This is a genomic window from Acetobacter aceti (genome assembly GCF_002005445.1).
In the GTDB taxonomy this organism is placed as follows: Bacteria; Pseudomonadota; Alphaproteobacteria; order Acetobacterales; family Acetobacteraceae; genus Acetobacter; species Acetobacter aceti_B.
This window is the reverse complement of record NZ_CP014692.1, coordinates 3,613,818-3,637,345: the sequence shown is the minus strand read 5'-3', so window position 1 is coordinate 3,637,345 and position 23,528 is coordinate 3,613,818. Positions and strand designations below refer to the sequence as shown.

Annotated in this window: 15 protein-coding genes; 8 read left to right on the top strand and 7 right to left on the bottom strand. The window is 57.5% G+C overall.

Features of this window, described 5'->3' with window-relative positions; genetic code table 11:
* Nucleotides 1–39 precede the first annotated feature (39 nt).
* From A0U92_RS16655 to A0U92_RS16645, 3 genes are all read left to right on the top strand, one after another.
* The gene (locus A0U92_RS16655) at nt 40–1,470 is read left to right on the top strand and encodes a cytochrome ubiquinol oxidase subunit I (protein ID WP_077814087.1); all 1,431 of its coding nucleotides are present in this window, start codon (nt 40–42) and stop codon (nt 1,468–1,470) included.
* A gap of 4 nt (nt 1,471–1,474) precedes the next feature.
* Nucleotides 1,475–2,494, top strand: a complete 1,020-nt coding sequence (gene cydB, locus A0U92_RS16650; RefSeq protein ID WP_077814086.1) for a cytochrome d ubiquinol oxidase subunit II — start codon at nt 1,475–1,477, stop codon at nt 2,492–2,494.
* Nucleotides 2,495–2,868: 374 nt separating this feature from the next.
* Nucleotides 2,869–4,146 carry a vWA domain-containing protein gene (locus A0U92_RS16645; RefSeq protein ID WP_187668805.1) on the top strand — a complete coding sequence of 426 codons (1,278 nt, stop codon included), beginning with the start codon at nt 2,869–2,871 and terminating at the stop codon, nt 4,144–4,146.
* A gap of 124 nt (nt 4,147–4,270) precedes the next feature.
* Here the strand turns inward: A0U92_RS16645 and tldD are convergent, their stop codons facing one another.
* The gene (gene tldD / locus A0U92_RS16640) at nt 4,271–5,785 is read right to left on the bottom strand and encodes a metalloprotease TldD (protein WP_077814538.1); all 1,515 of its coding nucleotides are present in this window, start codon (nt 5,783–5,785) and stop codon (nt 4,271–4,273) included.
* A 274-nt stretch (nt 5,786–6,059) separates the two neighbouring features.
* On the opposite strand from tldD, the gene treF reads away from it, so the two are divergent.
* The gene (gene treF / locus A0U92_RS16635) at nt 6,060–7,847 is read left to right on the top strand and encodes an alpha,alpha-trehalase TreF (RefSeq protein WP_077814084.1); all 1,788 of its coding nucleotides are present in this window, start codon (nt 6,060–6,062) and stop codon (nt 7,845–7,847) included.
* A 95-nt stretch (nt 7,848–7,942) separates the two neighbouring features.
* Here treF and dnaJ read toward each other — a convergent pair whose 3' ends face one another.
* The 3 genes from dnaJ to A0U92_RS16620 all read right to left on the bottom strand — a co-directional run bounded on the left by dnaJ (nt 7,943) and on the right by A0U92_RS16620 (nt 11,951).
* Nucleotides 7,943–9,091: a molecular chaperone DnaJ gene (gene dnaJ, locus A0U92_RS16630; RefSeq protein WP_077814083.1), complete on the bottom strand. Its 1,149-nt coding sequence runs from the start codon at nt 9,089–9,091 to the stop codon at nt 7,943–7,945.
* Nucleotides 9,092–9,260: 169 nt separating this feature from the next.
* Nucleotides 9,261–11,168 carry a molecular chaperone DnaK gene (dnaK, locus tag A0U92_RS16625; protein ID WP_077814082.1) on the bottom strand — a complete coding sequence of 636 codons (1,908 nt, stop codon included), beginning with the start codon at nt 11,166–11,168 and terminating at the stop codon, nt 9,261–9,263.
* Between the two features lie 171 nt (nt 11,169–11,339).
* A complete protein-coding gene (locus tag A0U92_RS16620; protein ID WP_077814081.1) occupies nt 11,340–11,951 on the bottom strand; it encodes a nucleotide exchange factor GrpE in 612 nt (203 codons plus the stop codon).
* Between the two features lie 304 nt (nt 11,952–12,255).
* Between A0U92_RS16620 and A0U92_RS16615 the strand changes: the two genes are divergently transcribed.
* Complete coding sequence (locus A0U92_RS16615) at nt 12,256–12,963, top strand: response regulator transcription factor (RefSeq protein WP_077814537.1); 708 nt, start codon at nt 12,256–12,258, stop codon at nt 12,961–12,963.
* A 254-nt stretch (nt 12,964–13,217) separates the two neighbouring features.
* Complete coding sequence (locus tag A0U92_RS16610) at nt 13,218–14,957, top strand: ATP-binding protein (RefSeq protein WP_408736129.1); 1,740 nt, start codon at nt 13,218–13,220, stop codon at nt 14,955–14,957.
* Between the two features lie 189 nt (nt 14,958–15,146).
* Here A0U92_RS16610 and infC read toward each other — a convergent pair whose 3' ends face one another.
* From infC to hrpB, 3 genes are all read right to left on the bottom strand, one after another.
* Nucleotides 15,147–15,668 (bottom strand): translation initiation factor IF-3, encoded by a 522-nt coding sequence (gene infC / locus A0U92_RS16605; protein WP_077814079.1) that lies wholly within the window; start codon nt 15,666–15,668, stop codon nt 15,147–15,149.
* A 261-nt stretch (nt 15,669–15,929) separates the two neighbouring features.
* Nucleotides 15,930–17,150, bottom strand: a complete 1,221-nt coding sequence (locus A0U92_RS16600) for a S1C family serine protease (protein ID WP_077814078.1) — start codon at nt 17,148–17,150, stop codon at nt 15,930–15,932.
* Between the two features lie 118 nt (nt 17,151–17,268).
* Nucleotides 17,269–19,809 (bottom strand): ATP-dependent helicase HrpB, encoded by a 2,541-nt coding sequence (hrpB, locus tag A0U92_RS16595; RefSeq protein ID WP_077814077.1) that lies wholly within the window; start codon nt 19,807–19,809, stop codon nt 17,269–17,271.
* A gap of 263 nt (nt 19,810–20,072) precedes the next feature.
* On the opposite strand from hrpB, the gene A0U92_RS16590 reads away from it, so the two are divergent.
* Together A0U92_RS16590 and A0U92_RS16585 are read left to right on the top strand one after the other, a co-directional pair.
* The gene (locus A0U92_RS16590) at nt 20,073–22,082 is read left to right on the top strand and encodes a protein-disulfide reductase DsbD family protein (protein WP_236748197.1); all 2,010 of its coding nucleotides are present in this window, start codon (nt 20,073–20,075) and stop codon (nt 22,080–22,082) included.
* A gap of 265 nt (nt 22,083–22,347) precedes the next feature.
* Nucleotides 22,348–23,310 (top strand): glycosyltransferase family 8 protein, encoded by a 963-nt coding sequence (locus tag A0U92_RS16585; RefSeq protein ID WP_077814075.1) that lies wholly within the window; start codon nt 22,348–22,350, stop codon nt 23,308–23,310.
* Nucleotides 23,311–23,528 lie beyond the last annotated feature (218 nt).

The following is a 23,528-nucleotide window of genomic DNA, read 5'->3' as shown; positions in this document are numbered from 1 at the left end:
AAACGAATTACCTTCTGACGACACTTTAAAGGGCATCCGATGGTCTCCGCGGCATCAGCACTGCTTCTGGCCCGCTTTCAGTTCGCCTTCACCGTAGGCGTTCATATTGTTTTTCCTGCTTTTTCCATCGGACTGGCCGCCTATCTGGCTGTTCTGGAAGGGCTCTGGCTCAGGACGGACAAACAGGTCTACCTCGATCTCTACCGTTACTGGATCAAGATCTTTTCCGTCGTGTTCGGAATGGGCGTCGTTTCAGGACTGGTGATGTCCTATGAATTCGGCACCAACTGGTCCGTGTTCTCGCGAAAAGCCGGACCGATTACCGGTGTCCTGCTGTCGTACGAAGTGATGACGGCCTTCTTTCTGGAAGCCGGTTTTCTCGGCGTCATGCTCTTCGGCATGAACAAGGTCGGGCGCGGGCTGCACTTCGCCGCAACCTGCTGCGTCTCGGTCGGAACGCTGATCTCCATGACATGGATTCTGGCCTCCAACTCATGGATGCAGACGCCCGCCGGTTACAGCATAGATCCTGCGACCGGGCGCTTCATGCCGGAAGACTGGCTGGCGATTGTCTTCAATCCCTCCTTCCCCTATCGTCTTGTGCATATGGGAATGGCGGCTTTCCTGTCCGTCGCATTCATCATCGGTGGCACGGCCGCCTGGCACATGCTGCGGGACAAACGTAAAGGCCTGCCCATCAGTCAGCCCGTAAAGGTCATGTTCTCCATGGCCATGTGGATGGCGACCATCGTCGCACCGCTTCAGATTCTTGCCGGGGACGCACACGGCCTGAATACGCTGAAATATCAGCCAGTCAAAATCGCAGCGCTGGAAGGCGATTGGGAGACGGAAAGCCACGCTCCGGAAATCCTGTTCGGCATTCCGAACATGAAAACCGAACACACTGATTACGCCATCAAACTCCCTTTCGCCGGCTCCCTGATCCTGACGCACAGCCTTGACGGCAAAGTGCCGGGGATGAAGGACTTCCCGGCGGATCAGCGCCCCCCGTCACCGATCATCTTCTTCAGCTTCCGTATCATGATCGCGCTCGGCATGCTGATGGCCGCGACGGGATTCCTGTCTCTCTACATGCGCTGGCGCGGCAGGCTTTTTACAAGTCCATTCCTGCACCGGCTGGCGGTGGTCATGGCGCCTTCAGGCTTTCTGGCCCTGCTCTGCGGCTGGGTGACAACCGAAGTCGGGCGTCAGCCATGGACTGTTTACGGCCTGCTCAGAACGGCTGACAGCGTTTCCCCCATCATGCTGCCCAGCATGGCTCTCTCCATGACGGCGTTCGTCGTGGTGTATGTCATCGTCTTTGGTTCCGGCATCGCCATCCTTCTCCGTATGCTGGGTCGCCAACCGGAAGAAGGCGAGCATGATCTGAGCGAGCAGGACGCAGCCTCGGTTCTGGGCACGCGGTCCCATCCTGAAACCGTCCTTTCCTCTCCAGACCACGGAGCCTGAGACAATGAGTGATGCAGCTTACTGGCTACCGGTCATCTGGACGGTGATCCTTGCTGTGGCAATTCTCATTTACGTCATTCTGGACGGTTTCGATCTGGGGATCGGCATGCTGTTCGCCGTTGAACGTGATCGGGGACGGCGGGATATCATGGTGAACACCATCGCCCCCGTCTGGGATGGTAACGAAACGTGGATGATCCTCGGCGGCGCGACGCTTTACGGCGTCTTCCCCGGGGCGTACTCCACCCTTCTGCCAGCGCTGTATCTGCCAATTCTTCTGATGGTTCTGGCGCTGATCTTTCGTGGCGTGGCTTTTGAATTCCGCATCATGACACGCGAGACCGGCCGAGCGGGCCTTTGGGATATCGCGTTCATGGGGGGATCAGCGACCGCCGCATTCTGTCAGGGCGCGATTCTTGGCGGCGTTATTCAGGGCGTGTCGGTGACGAAAGACGCTTTCAACGGAGGTCCACTGGACTGGCTGACACCCTTCAGCATTCTTTGCGGGCTGTCCGTGATGTGCGGCTATGCACTACTCGGCGCCTGCTGGCTGGTCTGGCGCACAACAGGCGTGCTGGAAGCCAACTGCCGTTACTGGGCGCGACGTCTGGCAGTCAGCCTTTTCGTGGGTATTATCGCCGTCAGCCTGTGGACACCGATGCTGCACGCACCCTATCTCGTACGTTGGACTGACTGGCCAAACATCCTGTTCGTCGCGCCCGTACCCGTGCTTGTGGTGCTTCTGGCGTTCCTGTTTGTCCGCGGTTTACAGAAGGAACATCCGGTCACGCCGTTTCTCTGCGCGCTGGGGTGGTTTTTTCTGTGCTTCACCGGTCTCGGGATTTCCATTTTCCCGTATATGGTTCCTCCGTCCCTGACCCTGTGGGATGTTTCTTCCCCGCCATCCAGTCAGGCTTTCCAGCTTGTGGGAACGGCCATCCTGATCCCCATCATTCTGGCCTATACGGTCTATTCCTATCGCGTTTTCCGCGGAAAGGTCACGGAAGCCGATGCGTATCACTGACGCGATCGTTTCCGGCCGGGGGGAGAAAGCCCCCCGGAGTCTCCTGCGCCGGTTCGGCTGGTTTGCAGCCATCTGGGCAGTGAGCACTGTAGGGTTCATCGGGGCGGCTTTTTTACTGAAACTCTTTGTCCCACACTGATTTTTTGTTTCATTTATTTTGAAAATGAATTTACAGGCCAATCTACAGTTTTTACCAAGCCCCTGAAAAACAAATGATTTTTTCATGCAATTAAATGGCAAGCCTCAAAAAATAAATAATTTATAAACGATTTCCCTGTTTAATTGGGCATTCTGGCAACCATGAATGGTTTTAACGCTTCAGAATGTTCGGACATCAGAGGTTTTATAACTGTCGAAAAGGCGGCGTCAGCCTTATGGCGGCCGTCGGCGTCTCAATGCTCCTTGTCGGCATTGCCGTCACTGTGAATCTTGGCGCGTCAGTCGAAAACAAAAAAACATTACAGGGAGTAGCGGACGCCGCAGCCCTGCAAGCTGAAAAAACTGTCCGGGCAGCACAGGCCAGTTCCAGCACCGCCATGAGCCAGGCCGATATCGCGTCCATGGCCCAGCAGACTGTCGAGAACTATGTGAAAGCCAATACACCAGCATCCTCCACGGCCCCTGATATCAGTGTGACCTACACATCTCTTTCGACGTATTCGGGAAATGTCTCGGTCACTCTTTCCAAAAAAACATCCTCTTTCATGAGCGGGTTTCTTCGGAGTGCCGGAACGGCTGTTTCAGTTACATCCACCGCCACCATGACACTCGGCAACTCTTACATTCAGATCATATTTCTTGTTGATATTTCCAACTCCATGGGAATTGGCGGCACACCTGCGGACATCAGCGCCCTTGAAAACAGTTCTGCACAATGTGCGTTCGCCTGCCATGACCCAAACGGATACCGGGGATCCTGCGTTAAGGGATCTTCCTCATCCTGGAATTCCTGGCTTCCGCCATGCAATACCCGAGTCACAGCAAAGAATGCCGGAATCAATCTCAAAATTGACTACGTCAATCAGGCTGTTCAGGATTTCATGGCCCAGCTCATTGACTATTCGAATATAGATCAGAATCACATCACAGCAAGTATTACGACTTACGGGACCACAATACAGCAGATACAGGCTCCCACGACGGATCTGAATGCTGTAAATTCTGTTGCCAGCACAATTGATCTCGAAAATGCTGTGGCCCTGCCTGTGCTAGGGTATACCAGAACAGGCGACGCCCTCAACAGTATCGCCAGCCAACTCACCAATGTCGGTCAGGGTGAAAGTGAAAACAGCCAAAGAACTTATGTCATTTTCATTTCAGATGGAGCGCAGGATATCTACAGCAATGCTAACGGCTATCAGCATATCGTAACAGTGGCTTATCAATCAGCCTGCACCAACCTGAAGCAAATGGGAGTCACTCTTCTCTCTGTATGGGTGCCATACTATCCCATTTATGGGTCGCAGCAGTATGACACTGTTATTGCTCCCCTGCCGACGACCGGACCAGGTTCCATGCAGGGCGCCATGCAGGCATGCGCTACAAGTTCTGACTATTACTTCGAAGCCGACGATGGCCCCACCATTAAAAGCGCGCTGGCGTCTTCCCTGTCGAGCATCATCACCAGTAGCGGCCTGCGGCTGATCAAATAACTCGTTGGCAGAGCAGGTTTTTGGGGGACGCTGATTTATCAAGAGGAAAGACGTCCACCCTCTTTTATTCCACGAAAGGGAGCAGAAACCCTGATATTCTGCTCCACACAGCCTTATCCGCCGATCAGGAAGCGGTGCCTCCCACGGTCAGGCCGGTCATTTTCAGGGTAGGCTGACCCACACCGACAGGCACGCCCTGCCCGGCTTTGCCGCAGGTTCCAATACCCGGATCAAGAGCCATATCAGCGCCAATCATCGAAATGGATGTCATCGCATCAGCGCCATTACCGATCAGAGTCGCCCCCCGAACAGGCGCCGTCACTTTCCCATCCTCGATCATGTAGGCTTCGGACGCTGCAAACACGAATTTCCCGGACGTGATGTCCACCTGACCACCACCGAAATTCACTGCATAAAGCCCGCGTTTCACTGACCGGATCATATTGTCAGTACTTGCCTGACCGGCCAGCATCAGGGTGTTGGTCATACGGGGCAGCGGCATGTAGCCATAAGACTGACGACGTCCGTTCCCTGTCGGGGCAACGCCCATCAGACGGGCGTTCAGACGATCCTGAATGAAGCCTGTCAGGATGCCGTCCTCAATCATCACCGTTCTACCGGAGGGCGTGCCTTCATCATCCACCGTCAGACTGCCACGACGATCAGGCAATGTGCCGTCATCCACCACTGTCACGCCGGGACTGGCGACCCGTTTTCCTATCAGATCCGAGAACATGGAGGTCTTCTTGCGATTGAAGTCACCTTCCAGACCGTGTCCCACCGCCTCATGCAGAAGGATTCCCGGCCACCCTGAGCCAAGCACGATCTCCATCTCGCCCGCCGGCGCAGGACGCGCATCCAGATTGACCAGCGCTGTCCGCAACGCTTCATCAACTCCATGCTGCCAGGCGTTCTCTTCAAGCAGTTTCGTCACGCTGTAGCGACCGCCAAAACCGTAGGAACCGCTCTCGCGGCGTCCATCCTTTTCCACCACAACCGATACGTTGAGACGCACCAGAGGGCGGATATCCGCAACTCTCAGCCCATCCGCACGGATGATCTGCACGGCCTGCCATTCGGAGGCGATGGACGCCATCACCTGCACGACGCGGCTGTCCTTGCCCCGGGCATAAGCATCAATCTGACCGAGCAGGGCGGCGCGTCGGGCGAAATCCGTCTCATGCAGCGGGTTATTATCGCTATAAAGGCGCGTGTTGGTCGAGCGCGGAGGCGGCGCCATGATACCGGACCGACCGCCTCTTACGGCTGACACCGTCTCGGCTGCCCGCCTGAGAGAGGACGTGCTGATCTCGTCGGAATGGGCGAATCCCGTTTCCTCACCCAGCACACTGCGCAGGCCAAAACCGCTTGACGTATCGAAAGAGGCCGAACGAATGACTCCGTCATCCAGCGACAGCCCTTCACTTTCCCGGTATTCGAGAAAAAGTTCTCCGTCCTCCATGCCTTCCAGCGCATGGGCGGTCATGCTCTCCGCCTCGTCCCGACTCAGCAGACCACCGGCGCGTTCAAAGAAAAGATGATCCGTCGCGGCAAGCGGCCCAAGGCCCGCAACCGAGGACTGCACGCTCTTTTCCCCGGCAGATACAGCGGTATTCCGGGTTGAGGCAGTGGACGACATGGGCAAGACTCCGGGGCAGAAGGCGGGAACGTCCTGACTGGCGTTCACCATCATGATACGTCCTTATGTCATAACCGGTTTCTTCCGGACCGGAAAACCCGCAGGGGGGTATTGCGTCATTATCCTGCAAGGACACGGTCGCACGAAAGGATTTCTCTTGAGGCGTTACCATTTTTCCATCCTCGCATGTTCACTGGCCTCCAGCCTTTTCGCCTCTTCGCTGTTATCGTCATGGCCAGCCGCTGCACAGACCACAGGGCCCGGAGATCCGGTAATGACCGCAGAATACGACGGAACAGTCCCGTCCTCAGGCACACCCTCCACAGTCATCCTTCACCCTGCAATCATCCCTCCACCCCAGGCCCCGAAGTTACCGGGCCAGCAGGATCTTCGTCCTCCTTCAATCGCTCTGGACGGACTGTTTTCGGCCATCGGAAAAGCACACATCTTCAATGATGCGAAAGCTGCCGCAGACGCTTACCCCAACCGGCCGCCGGAAGAGATTCTGGCCACATGGCGGGCACAGAAGAACGATCCGGGTTTTGACCTGAAAACTTTTGTCGCCACGTACTTCACGATTCCGGCCATCACGTCAGCCGCCTATCAGCGCAAGCCGGGCGAAAACGTGAAGGATTACATCACAGGCATGTGGGATGTGCTGACCCGGCAACCGGATACTCCCGTGCCCTGGTCCTCCCTGCTGCCTCTGCCTGAAAAATACGTTGTTCCTGGTGGTCGCTTTACGGAACTTTATTACTGGGACACCTATTTCACGATGATCGGCCTGTATGAGGGCGGACGCATTGATCTGATGCGCTCCACCTACAGGGATCTGGCGTCGCTGATCGACCGGTACGGACATATTCCGAACGGGAGCCGGACTTACTATCTTGGCCGTTCGCAGCCCGCTTTCTTCGCGTTGATGACGGATCTTCTGGCCAGTCATGACGGCAACAAGACCTACATCCAGTATCTGCCCGAATTGCAGCGTGAATATGACTACTGGACCGATGGAGAAGCAAAACTGGAGCCCGGTCATGCGTGGCGACATGCTGTCAGGCTGAAAGATGGCACTCTCCTGACGCGCCCCTGGGATGATCTCGATACGCCACGGGACGAGAGCTATCCTGAGGATATCGCAACGGCAGCCTCGACCTCCCGTCCGTCTGCGGAGGTATGGCGTAATTTACGGGCCGGTTCTGAAACAGGGTGGGATTTTTCATCACGCTGGCTGATGGACCGCCACACGCTTTCCACCATTCACACGACGGATCTCATCACGATCGAGATGAGCGTTATGGTGGCCCATCTTTCGCAAACCCTTTCCCATGCCTATGACCTTTCGGGAAACAAACAGAAAGCGGCTTTCTACAAAGCCGACGCTGACCGGCGCGTTGCCGCCATTCGCCGCGTGCTGTGGGATCCGAAAAGAGGCGCTTTCTACGATTACGACTGGAAAACCGGCACGCTGACAGATGTGCTGTCAGCGGCAACGGCCGTACCTCTGTTCATGCACATCGCCACGGACCAGCAGGCGCATATCGTCGCCAGGACCATCAAGGAAAAACTGCTGAAGCCCGGTGGGCTCGTCGCAACTGATGTCACGAGTGGACAGCAGTGGGATTCACCCAACGGATGGGCGCCCCTGCAATGGATGGCGATCAAGGGTCTCAACCTGTATGGCGAGGATGGCCTGGCGCAGGATATTGCGCAACGGTGGATGGAGCGCGTCATCGGCACTTATGAAAAAAGTGGTGTTCTTCTTGAGAAATACGATGTGGTCAATCCTGAAATCAGCCCGACGGGAGGCGCTGGTGGGGGTGAGTACCCGATGCAGATCGGCTTTGGATGGACCAACGGCACCCTGCTCGGTCTGATGACCCGTTATCCGCAGATCGCCCAGCATATTCTGGGTGAGTATCCATTTGCAGGGCAGGCTTCCAGAAGCGACTCCTCCGCAGAAAACGGACCGGCCACAAAGCAGCCGCCAATTCCTCTGACCACGAAGCAGACGCTTTCGTCCCCGTCCCGGCATGGGAGCCAGACCCCTCATGAGAAATAAAAAGGTCAGGAGCACCTATAGGCTTTCCTGACCTTTCATACTGTATCCCGGCTGATCTTTATCAGAAGATCAGCTGGTCTGAAAACCCGCAGATGTTAGCTTCGGCCTTCAAAGAAGTCCTTCACACGCGAGAAGAATCCCGCATGTTCCGGGCTGCTCTTCACATGCTCGCCCGCTTCCTTTTCAAACTCCTCCAGAAGTTCTTTCTGGCGTTTGGAAAGATTCTGCGGGGTCTCGACGACAACCTGCACATACATGTCACCGCGGGAAGATGACCGCAGTGCGGAGAAACCTTTTCCTCTCAGACGGAAATGCTCACCGCTTTGCGTCCCCGCCGGGATTTTCACGCTGGCACGACCGCCATCAACCACAGGCACCTCAACTTCAGTACCGAGAGCAGCCTGCGCCATGCGCAGCGGAACACGGCAGTAAATATTGGAGCCATCACGCTGGAACAGTTCGCTGGCCTGAACGCCGATATGGACATACAGATCTCCGGCCGGAGCTCCCTTACCACCAGACTGACCTTCTCCGGACAGCCTTATCCGCGTGCCATCTTCCACGCCGGCCGGGATAGCAATCTCCAGTGTGCGAGGCTTCTCTACCGTCCCAACACCGTGGCAGGCCTGACACGGATCCTTGACCACACGACCAGCCCCATGACACGTCGGACAGGGACGCTCGACCACAAAGAACCCCTGCTGCGCACGGACCTTGCCCGCACCATGACAGCTCGGGCAAACCTGAACGCCCGCATCTTTCTCATTTGAGCCGGTGCCGTCGCAGGACTCGCACATGACGCGGGTTTTGATGGTGATGGATTTCTTGACGCCAGCGAACGCTTCCGCCAGCGATATCTCGACCTGGGTCTGGATATCGGCGCCAGCACTGCGTCCACCGCCGCCGCCACGACGGCCGCCCATCATGTCGCCAAACATCTGCTCAAAAATGTCGCCCAGACCACCTCCGGCAAAGCCGCCGCCAAAGTCGAAACCACCGGGGCCACCGCCGCCGCCTTCGAACGCAGCATGCCCAAAACGGTCATAGGCCGCGCGTTTTTCAGCATCCTTCAGAATGTCATAGGCTTCGTTGATCTGCTTGAACCGCTCTTCCGCCGACGCATCTCCGGCATTGCGATCCGGATGATATTTCATGGCCAGCTTGCGGTACGCTTTTTTCAGTTCATCAGAAGAGACTTCTCGCGTGACTTCCAGAACAGCGTAATAATCAAGTTTCGTGGCCATTGATTTCCTCGTAAGCGGGCTCCCTCTCGCACGCGTCGCATCATGACGCCGGGAGGACATAAAAGATGACGCCCGCCCCATTGACTGGAACGGGCGCCTTGAAGATACGGCGTTTCTACCCTGCAGGATAAACCGGTTTTATCCGGTCACCCTGTCAGAACCTGTCCGCTCAGGCTTTTTTGTCGTCGATTTCTTCAAAATCGGCGTCAACCACCTTGTCGTCCGGCTTCGCGCCACCAGCGGCAGCACCTTCGGCACCGGCACCACCAGCCTGCTCAGCCTTGTAGACCGCTTCACCAATCTTCATCGCAGCCTGTGTCAGACGCTCGGATGCAGATTTCACAGCTTCAGCATCGGAGCCTTCAAGAGCAGACTTGACTGCGGCAACAGCGCTTTCCGCTTCGCTACGGTCAGCAGCGGGAACCTTGTCGCCGGCTTCGGCAAGAGACTTCTCAACCTGATTGACCAGACCCTCGGCGTTGTTGCGGGCTTCGACCGCTTCACGCTTCGCTTTGTCAGCCGTTGCGTTCGCTTCGGCGTCCTTGACCATCTTGTCGATGTCGGCATCGGACAGACCACCAGAAGCCTGGATCTTGATCTGCTGCTCCTTTCCGGTCGCCTTGTCCTTGGCGGAGACGGAAACGATACCGTTCGCGTCGATGTCGAACGTGACTTCGATCTGCGGCACGCCGCGGGGAGCCGGAGCGATACCGGTCAGGTCGAAGTTGCCCAGCAGCTTGTTGTCAGCCGCCATCTCACGCTCGCCCTGATAGACCTTGATGGTGACGGCATTCTGGTTGTCTTCAGCCGTGGAGAAGGTCTGGCTCTTCTTCGTCGGGATCGTCGTGTTGCGGTCGATCAGACGGGTGAACACGCCACCCAGCGTTTCGATACCAAGCGACAGCGGCGTCACGTCGAGAAGCAGGACGTCCTTCACGTCACCCTTCAGGACCGCGCCCTGAATGGCCGCACCGATCGCCACGACTTCGTCGGGGTTCACGTTACGGGCAGGCTCCTTGCCGAAGAACTCCTTAACGGCTTCGATCACCTTCGGCATACGGGTCATGCCGCCGACGAGAATGACTTCGTCGATCTGGGAACCGTTCAGACCTGCGTCCTTCAGAGCGGCCTTGCAAGGCTCCATCGTGCGGGCGATCAGATCGTCCACAAGGCTTTCCAGCTTCGCACGGGTCAGCTTCACCACGAGATGCTTCGGACCCGAAGCGTCAGCCGTGATGAACGGCAGGTTGATCTCGGTCTCCTTGGAGGAAGACAGCTCGATCTTCGCCTTTTCAGCAGCTTCCTTCAGACGCTGCAGAGCCAGCTTGTCGGACTTCAGGTCGATGCCCTGATCGCGCTTGAACTCGCTGGCGAGGAAGTCGATGATGCGGTTGTCGAAGTCTTCACCACCAAGGAACGTGTCACCGTTGGTGGACTTCACTTCGATCACGCCATCAGAGATCTCGAGGACGGACACGTCGAACGTGCCGCCGCCAAGGTCATAAACCGCGACAGTGCCGCCGTTCTTCTTCTCAAGACCATAAGCCAGAGCGGCTGCCGTCGGCTCGTTGATGATACGCAGGACTTCAAGGCCCGCGATACGACCGGCGTCTTTCGTTGCCTGACGCTGGGCGTCATTGAAGTAGGCAGGAACCGTGATGACAGCCTGAGTGACCTTCTCGCCGAGGTAAGACTCAGCGGTTTCCTTCATCTTGCCGAGCACGAACGCTGCGATCTGGGAAGGCGCATAGCCTTTGCCGCGCGCTTCGACCCATGCGTCGCCGTTGTCACCCTTCACGATGGAATAGGGGACGAGCTCCTTGTCCTTCTGAACAGTCGCATCGTCAAAGCGGCGGCCGATCAGACGCTTTACAGCGTAAAGTGTATTGGTCGGGTTGGTGACAGCCTGACGCTTCGCGGCCTGTCCGACGAGCATTTCACCACCTTCGGTGAACGCCACCATCGACGGCGTCGTGCGCGCGCCTTCGCTGTTCTCGATAACCTTTGTCTCGTTACCCTCGCGAATGGCTACGCAGGAGTTTGTCGTTCCAAGGTCAATACCGATAACTTTGCTCATATAACTCAATCCTCTCTCAGCGGTCGCACATGGCCCGAAGCACCGGATGCGACCCTTATTTCAATAGTCCCGCCATAAGCAGGGGCAGACTACACCATCTTTAAATCCGATGTAGGAGCCTGATGCCGGGCTTTCAAGAGCGGTTATTCCCGAAAACCCGCACCTTCGGAATCAATTCTTGGCAACAACAACCATCGCCGGCTTCAGGAGACGGCCATGCAGCGTCCAGGTCGGCGTCCAGGCCTGAATGACGGTTCCGGTCTCATGATCAGGGCTGGGCTGCTCTGCCATGGCCTGATGGTGATTCGCGTCAAAAGCCTGTCCGGAAGGATCGTTGCAGATGACGCCGTGACGCTCGAGAATGGACAGGAATGACCGCTCCGTCCCTTCTATTCCTTCACGCATCTTGGTGATGATGCCGTCCTCACCTTCCGTCTTTGGCGGCAGGCTGGCGAGGCCACGCTTCAGGTTTTCTGCCGCTTCCACGACATCGCGTGCGAATTTCTGCACGGCGTACTGACGCGCATCCTCGATCTCACGCTTTGTGCGGGTCCGAAGATTCTGCATCTCGGCTTCCGAGCGCATCCACTTGTCGTGCTCTTCAGCCAGTTGCGCCTCCAGTTCCTTGATCCGGCTGCTGGCCGCGCTCATCACCTGATCAGACGAAGACGTCTGATCATCAGCTGCCGCGTCCCCATTTATGGAGGAGTGGTGCTCGTTGAGGTCTGTCGCCGCCTCATCCGCTGGCGATCCGGCCTCGTGTGTGTCTGTCATGTTCGTCATGGGGTAAGAATTAGGCATCCTCGGAGCAATCGACAAGAAGGCAGACTGGACGAATTTTGCGCTCAGCCACCGCCGAACGCATTTCTCCCATCTCCCACGGTCTCAGACTGCTCGGTAAATGGTTAAATTTTACTTTCTTTATTTGCATTTCCCATCAGCATTAACCCCCAATCCCTTCTAAAAATAAAATTCCGACCACTTTCACCCGGTAGCCCGGCATGTCAGACCGGGCTATCATCCACCCAGTTTGCTCTTGTTTGAGCCACAGAGCGGGTGCACCAGCGCCCCGGAGGGAATCGATTTCGTGACAGAAAAACAGACGATTGCGCTGGTCGATGATGATCGCAACATCCTGACCTCCATCCAGATGACTCTGGAAGCCGAAGGATACGCTGTCCGCGCCTTCATTGATGGCGAACAGGCTCTTCAGGATCTGACCAGCCGCCCGGTGGATCTGGCTGTTCTGGATATCAAGATGCCTCGCATGGACGGCATGGAGCTTCTTCAGCGGCTTCGCGCCCGCTCCAACCTGCCCATCATCTTTCTTTCCTCCAAGGATGAGGAAGTCGACCAGTTGATGGGACTGCGTCTGGGAGCGGATGATTATATCACGAAACCTTTTTCGCAGCGGCTTCTGATTGAGCGCATCCGCGCGCTCCTGCGACGCAATGACGTCAACCGCGCCGAGGCTGCCGGTGAAATAACCAGCAACACTCTGGTCCGCGGTGATCTGACGCTCGATGAAGCGCGCCACCGGTGCCAGTGGAAAGGCAGCGATGTTCCCCTGACGGTGACCGAGTTCCTGCTGGTGAAGGCCCTGGCCTCCCGTCCCGGGCTGGTCAAATCCCGTGATCAGCTGATCGACGCCGCCTATGGCGACAATATCTATGTTGATGACAGGACCATCGACAGCCATATCAAGCGGGTCCGGAAAAAATTCCGGCAGGTCGACGACGCTTTCAACCAGATCGAAACACTCTACGGTATCGGTTACCGCTACAAGGAAGACTGAACCATGCGGCAGGAAGGGGAGACACGGTGACCACTCCACCGGAGGGCGATCATCACCGGAAAACCCCGCTTCCCGTCAGTCTGAGCCAGCTTTCCGATGATATCCGAAAGCTGGCCCGGTCATTGCCGGCAGTCTCCCCGCCTCTCATGGACGCCATCATCGGGTTCTGCCGCCGCACAACATTGAAGGCGACGACCTTTCTGTCATCCAGACAGCATGATGCAGACACTCCCAAACGACTGATCTCGCCGCTGATGCGTCGCATTCTGCTGGTCAATATCCTGCCGCTCGCCGTGTTCGGCATGACGCTGCTGTTCCTCAATCAGTTCCGTAACAGTCTGCTGGCCGCCGAAGTCGACGCGCTACGGGAACAGGCACGGATCTATGCCGGCGCACTTGGTCAGAGCGGCGTCATCCCGAACCCGGCCGCTCACTCGCGTCGCAATCCGGCCCTTCCCGCCGAAGCTTACACACTTGAGCCGGGCCTGACGCGCCCGCTCCTGCTGCGCCTTACAGAACCCAGCCCCCGCGCGGATGCGCGCGTCTATTCACCTGACGGACAGCTGATTGCCGACAGTCAGCAGGAAAAACTGGCGAACCACATCGCGGTTACCCCGACACTCTCTCCCGCTGCCGGAGAAGCCCCTCCTCACGGAGAGGCTGTCGACCCCCCGTCTCATCCGGGCATCATGCGGTCGGTTATCGATTTTCTCGTCGGTGGCGTGGATGATGGCCCCCTGCGGGACGAAGGCCACTCACGGCGCCACAATGTCAGGACGCCGAACGACCATTCAGTCGATGAGGTGGAAACGCCCCCCTATATCCGAAGGACACAGAACCACAGGCTGGTCATCACCATCGCGGAGCCCATCATTCACGATGGCCAGACAGTCGGCATTCTGCAACTGACACGGACCGGCGAGGCGATCGATACATCGCTGTTCAAGATCCGCTCCTCGATCCTGTCGCTTTTCCTGCTGGCCATGGCGATCATGGTTCTACTCTCCTGGTATCTGTCACTGACCATCGCGCGCCCCCTGCTGCGTCTTGCCGCCTCTGCGCATATCATGCGGGAAAGTTCCGGACGCTCCGGCACTGTACCAAGCAACCTGCTAGGTCGAAGCGACGAGATCGGCGATCTGGCCCGCGCGCTTCAGGACAGCACCCAGGCCCTATGGACGCGCATGGATGCGATCGAGCGGTTCGCAGCCGATGTGTCGCACGAGATCAAGAACCCGCTGACCTCCATCCGCTCCGCCATCGAAACGCTCCTCCGCATTGACGACGTGCAGCGTCAGAGAAGGCTCCTCACCATCATCACGGAGGATGTCCGCAGACTGGACCGTCTGATCACAGACATCTCTGACGCCAGCCGACTGGATGCGGAACTGTCGCGGGCGCGTGCAACCCCTGTGGCGATAGGACCGTTGCTTTCCCTTCTGGCTGAGATTCATCAGTCCACCCGCAAGCCGGGCCAGCCTGAGATTACTGTGAAGGTCCATGATGACACGCCTGCGCATCCCCTCCGTGCTCTGGCGGTCGAAGACCGGCTTGTGCAGGTTCTGCGCAACCTGATCGGAAACGCTGTTTCCTTCTCGCCGCCAAATGCTCATATCTGGCTGGAAGCCCACGCGGCTGGACCGTTCGTCGAGCTTTCGGTTTCTGATGAGGGGCCAGGTATTCCAGCCTCGAAACTCGATTCCGTCTTTGACCGCTTCTATTCCGAACGTCCAAAGTCAGAGCATTTCGGGCAGCATTCCGGTCTTGGCCTGTCCATCAGCAGACAGATCATCCAGGCCCTGAAAGGCACTATCCGCGCGGAAAACCGGATGGACCCTTTAGGAAAAGTGCTGGGCGCCCGCTTTGTCATCCATCTGCCTCAGGCAGAAAGTGCGATCAGCCGTGACCAGGGGGGAAGCGCAATTGGCCACGCAAAATCCGATAGGCGTCTGCCCGCCCCGTCCGAGACGGAACCCTCCGACAACAAACAGTAAGGTTTCCGGACATCGTTTTGGAGGCTTTGCCCATACCCCACAGAAGACGACATCTCTTTGATCCCGCATTGCTTTTGAGCCTGATGAAACGGCTGGGCTTCCGGGAGCCTTGCGTTTGAAGTGAAAGATAAAAAAAGGGCGCTGAACAATGCTGTTCAGCGCCCTTTTTCGTGTCTCTAACCGCCCGGTTCAGCGCGGTGCGAGAACCATAACCATCTGCCGGTTCTCAAGCCTTGGCATCTGCTCGACCTTGGCAGCTTCTTCCATCTCGTTGCGGATACGCTCCAGAACCTTCACCCCGAGATCCTGATGAGCCATCTCACGTCCACGGAAACGGAGTGTGACCTTCACCTTGTCGCCATCGCCAATAAACGACTTCATGGAGCGCATCTTAACCTGGTAGTCATTTTCGTCGATGTTCGGACGAACCTTGACTTCCTTGATCTCGATGACTTTCTGCTTCTTGCGCGCTTCGTTACGCTTCTTCTGCTGCTCATACTTGTACTTGCCGTAGTCAAGTATCTTGCAGACCGGCGGCTCAGCGTTCGGGCTGATTTCAAGAAGATCCAATCCGACGCCATAAGCACGGGCCAGAGCCTCGCGCGTTGTCATCACGCCCTGCATTTCGCCTTCCTCATCAATCAGACGGACCTGGGGAATGCGGATCTCTTCGTTTACGCGGGGTCCCTCACGATTAGGCGGGGTGGGGATGGGTGGTCTTGGTATGGTAAGCTCCTGTCAACGTGACGACACAAGGCTGCGGCAACCCCTCCGGGCTCCCGAATCCCTGCTAGCATATAATCTCATTATGTGCGTACGGAAACCGGCAAGATCAAGTATTGTCGTCTTATTTGATTTATACTCATCCCATGGAAGGTCAGTCAGCTGCCTGCGCGATGCCGCAAAGCGATATCCCTGCAATTTCAGCACTTTCTGTTTCAGTGAGAGAAAAACGCCCCCCGCAACGATCCGTCACTGGTCATCACCGTCACCGTCGCGCCCGTCATCAACTGGTCGTGTGTCCACGGACACCTGCATTTTCAACACGACAGCCTTGCGCCTTACGGTCAAAGGCAGAACCGTTCCCGGCTTTGTGGCCGCAATGATGCGAATCAGGGTACGGGCATTTTCCACATGTTCGGCCCCGACAGTAATGATGAAATCGTTCTTTTTGAGACCGGCTTTCTGAGCCGCTCCCCCCTTGTCTGCATCGACGACTCTCGCCCCGTCCTGCCCCTCCTCATCCTCAAGCGTGACGCCCAGCCAGCCGCGCTCGATATGCCCGTTGGCGCGCAGGGCCTCGACCACCGGAATCACGAGCTCGGAAGGGATTGAGAAGCCGATGCCGACAGATCCGCCGGTAGGAGAGACGATAGCCGTGTTGATGGCGATGACCTCGCCCTGCATGTTGAAGGTCGGCCCCCCGGAATTGCCGGGATTGATCGGCGCGTCGAGTTGCAGAAAGTCATCGAACGGGCTGGCGCCGATATCCCGTCCACGCGCCGAGACGATCCCCGCCGTGATCGATGACCCCAGGCCGAACGGATTGCCCGCCGCCATGATCCAGTCACCCACCTGCACCAGCCTGCTTTCGCCCCATTTCACATAAGGCAGAGGCGTAGGGCTTTCGACCTTGATGACCGCAATATCTGTCAGGTCATCAATACCCATGACTTTTGCCGGAAGCTCATGACCGTTGGACAGTGACACCGTGATGTTCGACGCATCGCCGACGACATGATTGTTGGTCACGATGATGCCGGATGGATCGATGATGAATCCCGAGCCCGCACCGAGCATTTCCTCGCCATGATGCCGCAGACGTTCCCGGAACCGACGTTCAAGCGGTGTTCCCTTGACATCCGGCAATACGTGCAGACGTTTGCTGCTGGACGGGTTGATGTCTCGCGTCACAGCGATATTGACGACGGCAGGGCCAACTTTTTTGACAAGAGGCGCGAATGTCAGAGGCCGCGCAATGCCCAGCACACCCGCCATGTCGTTGCCGACAGCGGGAGTGACCGGAGCAGCCGCGCCATCGGCATGAGCCGGAGACGCTTCAAACCCTTGTCCGGCCAGAAGACCAGCAGACAACAGGGAGAAAGCGAGACGGCCTCTGGCTGACAGCGAAAACCTGTCCCAGCATCGCCCAAGGCGCAAACGGGAAGGCTGGAAACAGGACAATCCGGTCATTATGCGTTCAGCATCTTCATCACATCCTCATGCGTTGAGATAAACGAAACCTGAATACAATCCCAATGATAGGGGTCCGCCATCAATTTATGTCACACTGTGGCATGGATGCCGCGACTTAGTGTTTTTTTCGTGGTTCGGGCGGTGTTGCGAGAGCCGGATTCTCCGGCCAGTCATGACGCGGATATCGTCCCCGCATATCACGGCGCATATCCAGCCATCCATTCGACCAGAAAGACGCCAGATCGGCTGTCAGAGCCTGCGGGCGTCCGGCAGGCGAAAGGAGCGCCAGTCGCAGAGGCACCCTGCCCCCGGCCAGACGGGGCGTCTCCGTGGTGCCGTAAAAGACCTGCGCCCGCGCCGCAGCAACCGGGACCGGTTCGGTATAATCCACCTTCACACGCCCTCCCTTCAGAGAGAGTTCCGTCGGCAAATCCCGCTCCAGCGCCACCAGATCCCCATGCGGCAGGCGGGCGCGCAGGATCGCCAGAAGATCCAGACCCTTCAGCGCGGTCAGCGTCGTCACACCATTCAACCAGGGTGACAGCCATTCCGCGACTGAAGCTGAGAGCGCCTCATCCGACAGGTCGGGCAGGTCGGTTCGACCAAGTGTTTCACGGGAAACAATGACACGCGCCTGAAACTGCCGGGCCGCCTCGCTCCATGTCAGGGCCGTATCGAGCGAGGACGCCACCTGCGCCAGCAGTAACTCCGATGCGTCCTCACAGTTTACAGTTTCGGTCCGATCCCGCAGGACCAGCGCGCCGACCCGCAGACGTCGGCGCGCGATGATCGAACCGGAGGTCGAGTCGAGCGCCGTTTCCACCTGCTCGGTCGCCCTGTCCAGCAGCGCCTGCGGCAGATTGTTCGGATCAAGCGGCGCGGCGAGCCTGATCTCGGCGCTTTTCCGCAAAAACAGGGACGCCACAGCCAGCAGCTTCCCTTCACCCAGCCTGTCCGCCTTGCTGATGCGAGCACTCCCACCGCCTGACAGACGGTAGCTTCCCGGCTCACCCCGCGCCTGCGCGATGCGATCAGGGAACCCCGCCGCGACGAGGGCCGCGACATCGCCCGATGCAGGCGTGTGCGCAGGCAGGCGGAGGCGACGCCTGAACTGGCCAGCCGCCTGCCTGATCCGCGCCAGAGCCCCCCGGTCGGCATCCGGATGATCACCTCCGGCAATCAGGTCCAGACGGAGCGACAGGTCTGCCGGCGGCACGGGTGGCGGCCCACCGGCACGGCCACCCGTTCTGGGCCGGAGAGGGTCGCGCTCCTCCAGCAATGCAGCAAGATCAGCCGCCAGCGCCGCTTCGGTCGGGTTGCGGGCAGCCAACATGATCGCCGCCAGACGGGGATGCGTGCCGAGCGACGCCATTCTGCGCCCCAGCTCCGTCGGCTGCCCTTCCCCGTTCAGAGCACCCAACTGACCGAGCAGATCACGCGCCGCCGCGATCCCGCCCGCGGGAGGCGTATCTGGAAAACGGAGCGCGCTCTCCCCGCCCATGGCGTCACCCCAGAGACTGGTGGCCAGCACGAAGTCAGATAGATCGGCGTCCAGAATTTCCGGACGGTCATGAGGAGCGAGACCACGCCCGGTCGCCTCCGTCCAGAGCCGCAGGCTGAAGCCCGGCACCTCACGACCCGCACGACCCGACCGCTGCGTCGCCGCCGCACGGGAGATACGCATGGTCTCCAGCCGCGCCAGTCCCGCCCCGGGATCGAAACGCTGAGCCCGGCGAAAACCGCCGTCAATCACAATCCGCACGCCGGGCACGGTCAGGGATGTCTCAGCGATGGAGGTGGAGAGAATCACACGACGGCGACCATCCGGTTCAGGCGTCAGAACACGGGCCTGTTCAACGGGAGGCAGTTCCCCGTGCAGGGGCAGAACGAGGGCCGACACACCCTGTAACTCCGTCATGGCGCGTCTGATCTCGCCGGTCCCCGGCAGGAATACGAGAATATCGCCTTCATGCTCCGCCAGCATCTCGCGCACGGCGCGGGCCGCTTCCACCGGCAGGTCACGCGGCGAGGTCAGGTCGCGCTTCGCATGACGCACTTCGACCGGAAACTGTCGTCCTTCGCTCTCCACGACCGGTGCCTGCATCAGACCGCACAGGGTCGCCGTATCCGCCGTCGCCGACATGGCGAGCAGGCGCAGGTCGGGACGCAGCGTCTGCTGAAGATCGAGACAGAAGGCGAGCGCCAGATCGGCATCCAGAGACCGCTCGTGGATTTCATCAAAGATCACACACGCCACGTCGTCCAGTGTCGAATCGGACAGCAGGCGGCGCAGGAACAGCCCTTCCGTCACCACCTCGATGCGGGTCACCTCCGAGACGGCGCTTTCCAGTCGTGTGCGAAACCCGACTGTCTCTCCAGCCCTCTCACCCAGCAGGGACGCCATCCTCTGCGCCGCCGCCCGTGCCGCCAGCCGTCTGGGTTCGAGCATGATGATCCGCTCACCCTGACCGCGCCACGTCGCCGCCAGCAGCGCCAGAGGCGCGAGTGTGGTCTTGCCCGCCCCCGGAGGCGCCACCAGCACGGCGCTGGATTGCGTCTCCAGTGTCGCGGTCAGGGTCGGCAGGCACGCCCGGACCGGAAGATCCTCGCCTGGTGTGTTCAGAAGAGTGGCAATGATGGCGGCTCTGTCGTTCATGGTTCGGTTATGACGGGAGGCGTGGATCGGGGCAATCTTCCGGGATGGGATGCCTGTTTCATGGGAGGTTTTCTGGAAAAAGCTTCATCAAAAATTTCTCTCGGATCTGGAGCCGTTCTTCATGTGACAGAACGCCGCTCCCCGCCGCCGCCTCTTTGCTGTAAAGAGATCCCTCCATCCGTCACAGCCACAGGAGCGCGACCCTGCGCACTCTCCGCACCCTGTCCACCAGCTTCCTCGCGCTTGCCGGACTGTTCCTCTCCTTGTCCGCCTCCGCCGCTGAAAGCCAGCCGGTCACAAGCGAACGGGACACCGCCAGCCTTGTGACCGACAGCGACCGGATTGAAGCGGGACATCCTTTCAAGGCCGGGCTGCTCCTGCATCTGAAACCTGGCTGGCACACCTACTGGAAGAACCCCGGAGACGCGGGAGAGCCGGTAAACCTCACGGTCACACTCTCCGGCCACCTTTCAGGCAAGGCGGATGCCATTGAATGGCCCGCGCCGGAGCGTCTGCCGGAAGGCCCGCTGATGTCTTACGGCTATACCGGCGACGTACTTCTGCCGGTCACGATCACACCTCAAGCCGCTGACGCGCAAACTCGTGACACCAGTGTCAGCGCCCATGCGGACTGGCTTGTCTGCGCCGCCGTCTGCGTGCCGGAACAGGCTGACTTCCACCTTGATCTGCCAACGGGAGCAGTCACCTCTTCCCCGCAGTCGCCTCTGTTCACGCAGTCTGCGGAAAGGCAGCCTCGTCCTTCGCCTTTTCAGATAACGATCACCCCGAATGGTCTGCTGACTGTGCAGGGAGAGGGTCTGTCATCACAGGCCGTGCGGCAGGCGTGGGTCATCCCTGACGTCGCCGGACGAATTGATCAGGTCGCGCCGCAATCTCTGACGGTCGGTCAGAACCAGATGACGCTCCGCCTGAAACCCGAGGAAGGATTTGCCGAAGGGAAATCCTTCACCGGTCTTCTGGAACTACGGGATGCGGCCAACGAAAAAAGCGTGCTGTCCTTCAACGCCACGCCTGTCGCAGCAGCAAGCCCCATACCGGAGAACGGCTGGCTGGCGCTTGTCGTCTTTGCCTTTCTTGGTGGCCTTATTCTGAACCTGATGCCCTGTGTCTTTCCGGTTCTGGCCATGAAGGCGCTGGCCATTTTACGCCTGCATGAAGACCGGAAACATTTTCAGAGCGGTCTTGCCTATACGGCAGGCGTGCTGGCGATGTTCGGATTTCTTGGCAGTCTGACACTTGCCCTTCGCAATACCGGACTTTCCGCAGGATGGGGGTTTCAGTTCCAGTCCCCCCTGTTTGTCGCTGGAATCTGCTGGCTTCTGTTTGCGGTTGGTCTGGGTATGCTGGGTATTTTTGAATTACCCGTGATCAGCACAGGACAGTCTGTTCTTAGCCGGTACCGTGGCCTGTCAGGAGATTTTTTGACAGGACTACTCGCTGTGCTTGTCGCGACCCCCTGCACCGCACCGTTCATGGGGGCCGCCCTCGCCGGAGCGCTTACGGCTCCTCCCATGACAGCTCTGGGTATTTTTCTGGCCATGGGCCTTGGCCTTGCCTGCCCCTATCTCGCGATAACCCTTGTTCCGAATGCAGGACGATTTCTTCCCCGTCCCGGTCGCTGGATGGATATCGTCCGGCAGAGTCTGGCTTTTCCCATGTTTGCGACCTGCATCTGGCTGGTCTGGGTTCTTGCGCAGCAGGGAGGCGGCAACCTGGTAGCGGTTGGCTGCGCCGGTCTTCTGGCGCTGGGTTTCAGTGGTTGGCTCATGAACCTTTCACGGGCAGGTGGCGCATCGGGTCGATCACGTCCCGTGACGCTTGCTGCGGTCGTCATCGCACTGTCGCCAGTCGCGCTGCTACCTCTCTTGTCGTTATCATCAGAAATATCAACGGATTCAGTAAACGGCGCTCCGGATGGGGAAACTGCGTTTTCTCCGGAACGCCTCGCGGCTCTGAGAAAGGATGGAAAGCCTGTTTTCGTGGACATGACCGCGGCATGGTGCATCACATGCCTCGTCAATGAGCATGTAGCCCTCGAAAGTCCTTTCGTGCAGAAGTCCTTTTCACAGCATGGCGTTACTTTCATGAAGGGGGACTGGACCAGAAAGGATGCGAATATCACAGCATTCCTGCGTGACCATGGCCGTGACGGCGTACCTCTTTATGTCTACTACCCATCTCACGCAGAAGGACGAGTCCTCCCGCAAATTCTGACACCAGCCCTGATCATTCGAGCCATCGAAGAGAAATGAACTAAAATATCATTGTAATTTCAGCTCATTTCCAAAGACACACATCTGACTCCTTCTTTTGTTATCATATGGAAATTTTATAAATCTTCAGAAATCTTACTGAATCAGGAAAAGACACTTCAAATTCATTCCGTTACAATGAATAAATTATTGTGAAAAATTCCCTGATATGTTTTCATATTTCCTCTCTTCTGGTTATATTTTGATGGCAAAAAATATACGACAACAGAATCAAAGAGAATGCTGACGTCTGTAGGGAGTTTCCATGCCTGAAGTCTGTGTCTGTTATACATCCGACGCCGGATATCTGTTTCCAAGTTTCGTCAGCGCCATACAGGCAAGAGACAATACCAGCAAGGAGCATACCGATATCCTTCTGATCGGAATCGATATAAATCCAGCGACACAGAAAATCTTTTCCAGCCTCTGCGCTCGGAATGATATTATCTTTCTTTCATTTCAGGCGAAGGATATCGGGCAGGCTCCTGCCATGCTGGCTCGTCTGTTTCTCGATGATCTTCTACCCGCTTCTTACGAACGCTTCCTTTATGTGGACGGAGATACACAGATACGGGGTGATCTCGACCGCCTCCTGAAACAACCTCTTGCTAGCGGAACATTTGCAGCCGTAACGGACCCCATGAGTCTTGCCGTGGGAGATGACGATCAGACCGCCCGCTCATTTCAGGAACATTTTTCTGCGTTCGGCTTTTCTGATGAGCACGCAAAACAGTATTTCAACTCTGGTGTCATCTATGCCGATAGAGCGGGATGGGGGCGCATAGGAAGGGAAGCATGGGAAAAATTTGGTCTGTTTCAGTCGAAAACCCGTTACCCTGACCAGGATGTCCTTAATCTTGTCGGCCGTGACCATCGTGTTTCGATGTCTTTTGCCTGGAATTTTCCAATATTTTTTCGAAATATTGGTCTCGATACCATTATCTCACCCTGTATCTATCACTTCATGTCATCGCCAAAGCCATGGGACGTGACTGTACCACCCTGGGATATCACCGCATCCTTACCTTACGACGAAATCATGATGACTTTTCCGGAGCTGGCGCCCTACAGAACACAGATAAGCCTGGGCCGACGTCTACGGTATGAACTCCAGCAAAGATACAAGCGCTGGCAGGAAAGGCGGGAATGGTCAGGTGAACGTTTGCAGCGCATTCTCGCTTATGAGCAGGACGCCGATATAAAAAGCGGTTTCAAAATCACTGACTGATCAGCGCACAGAATTTTTTAGGGAATGCCTGTTTATTCAGAGGTTTTTCATTAACCACGAAAACAGGCGAGCCTTCGGGTTTCAATAGAGTTGACAACATGCTGTGCAAATAAACCGGCATTAAAGATGTTACACTTTTTTATGGTTGTGGGGCGAAATCCTGCAAAACACTCACCTGCACCGCAATATTTATAACAATTGCAAACGCCACAAAAAAA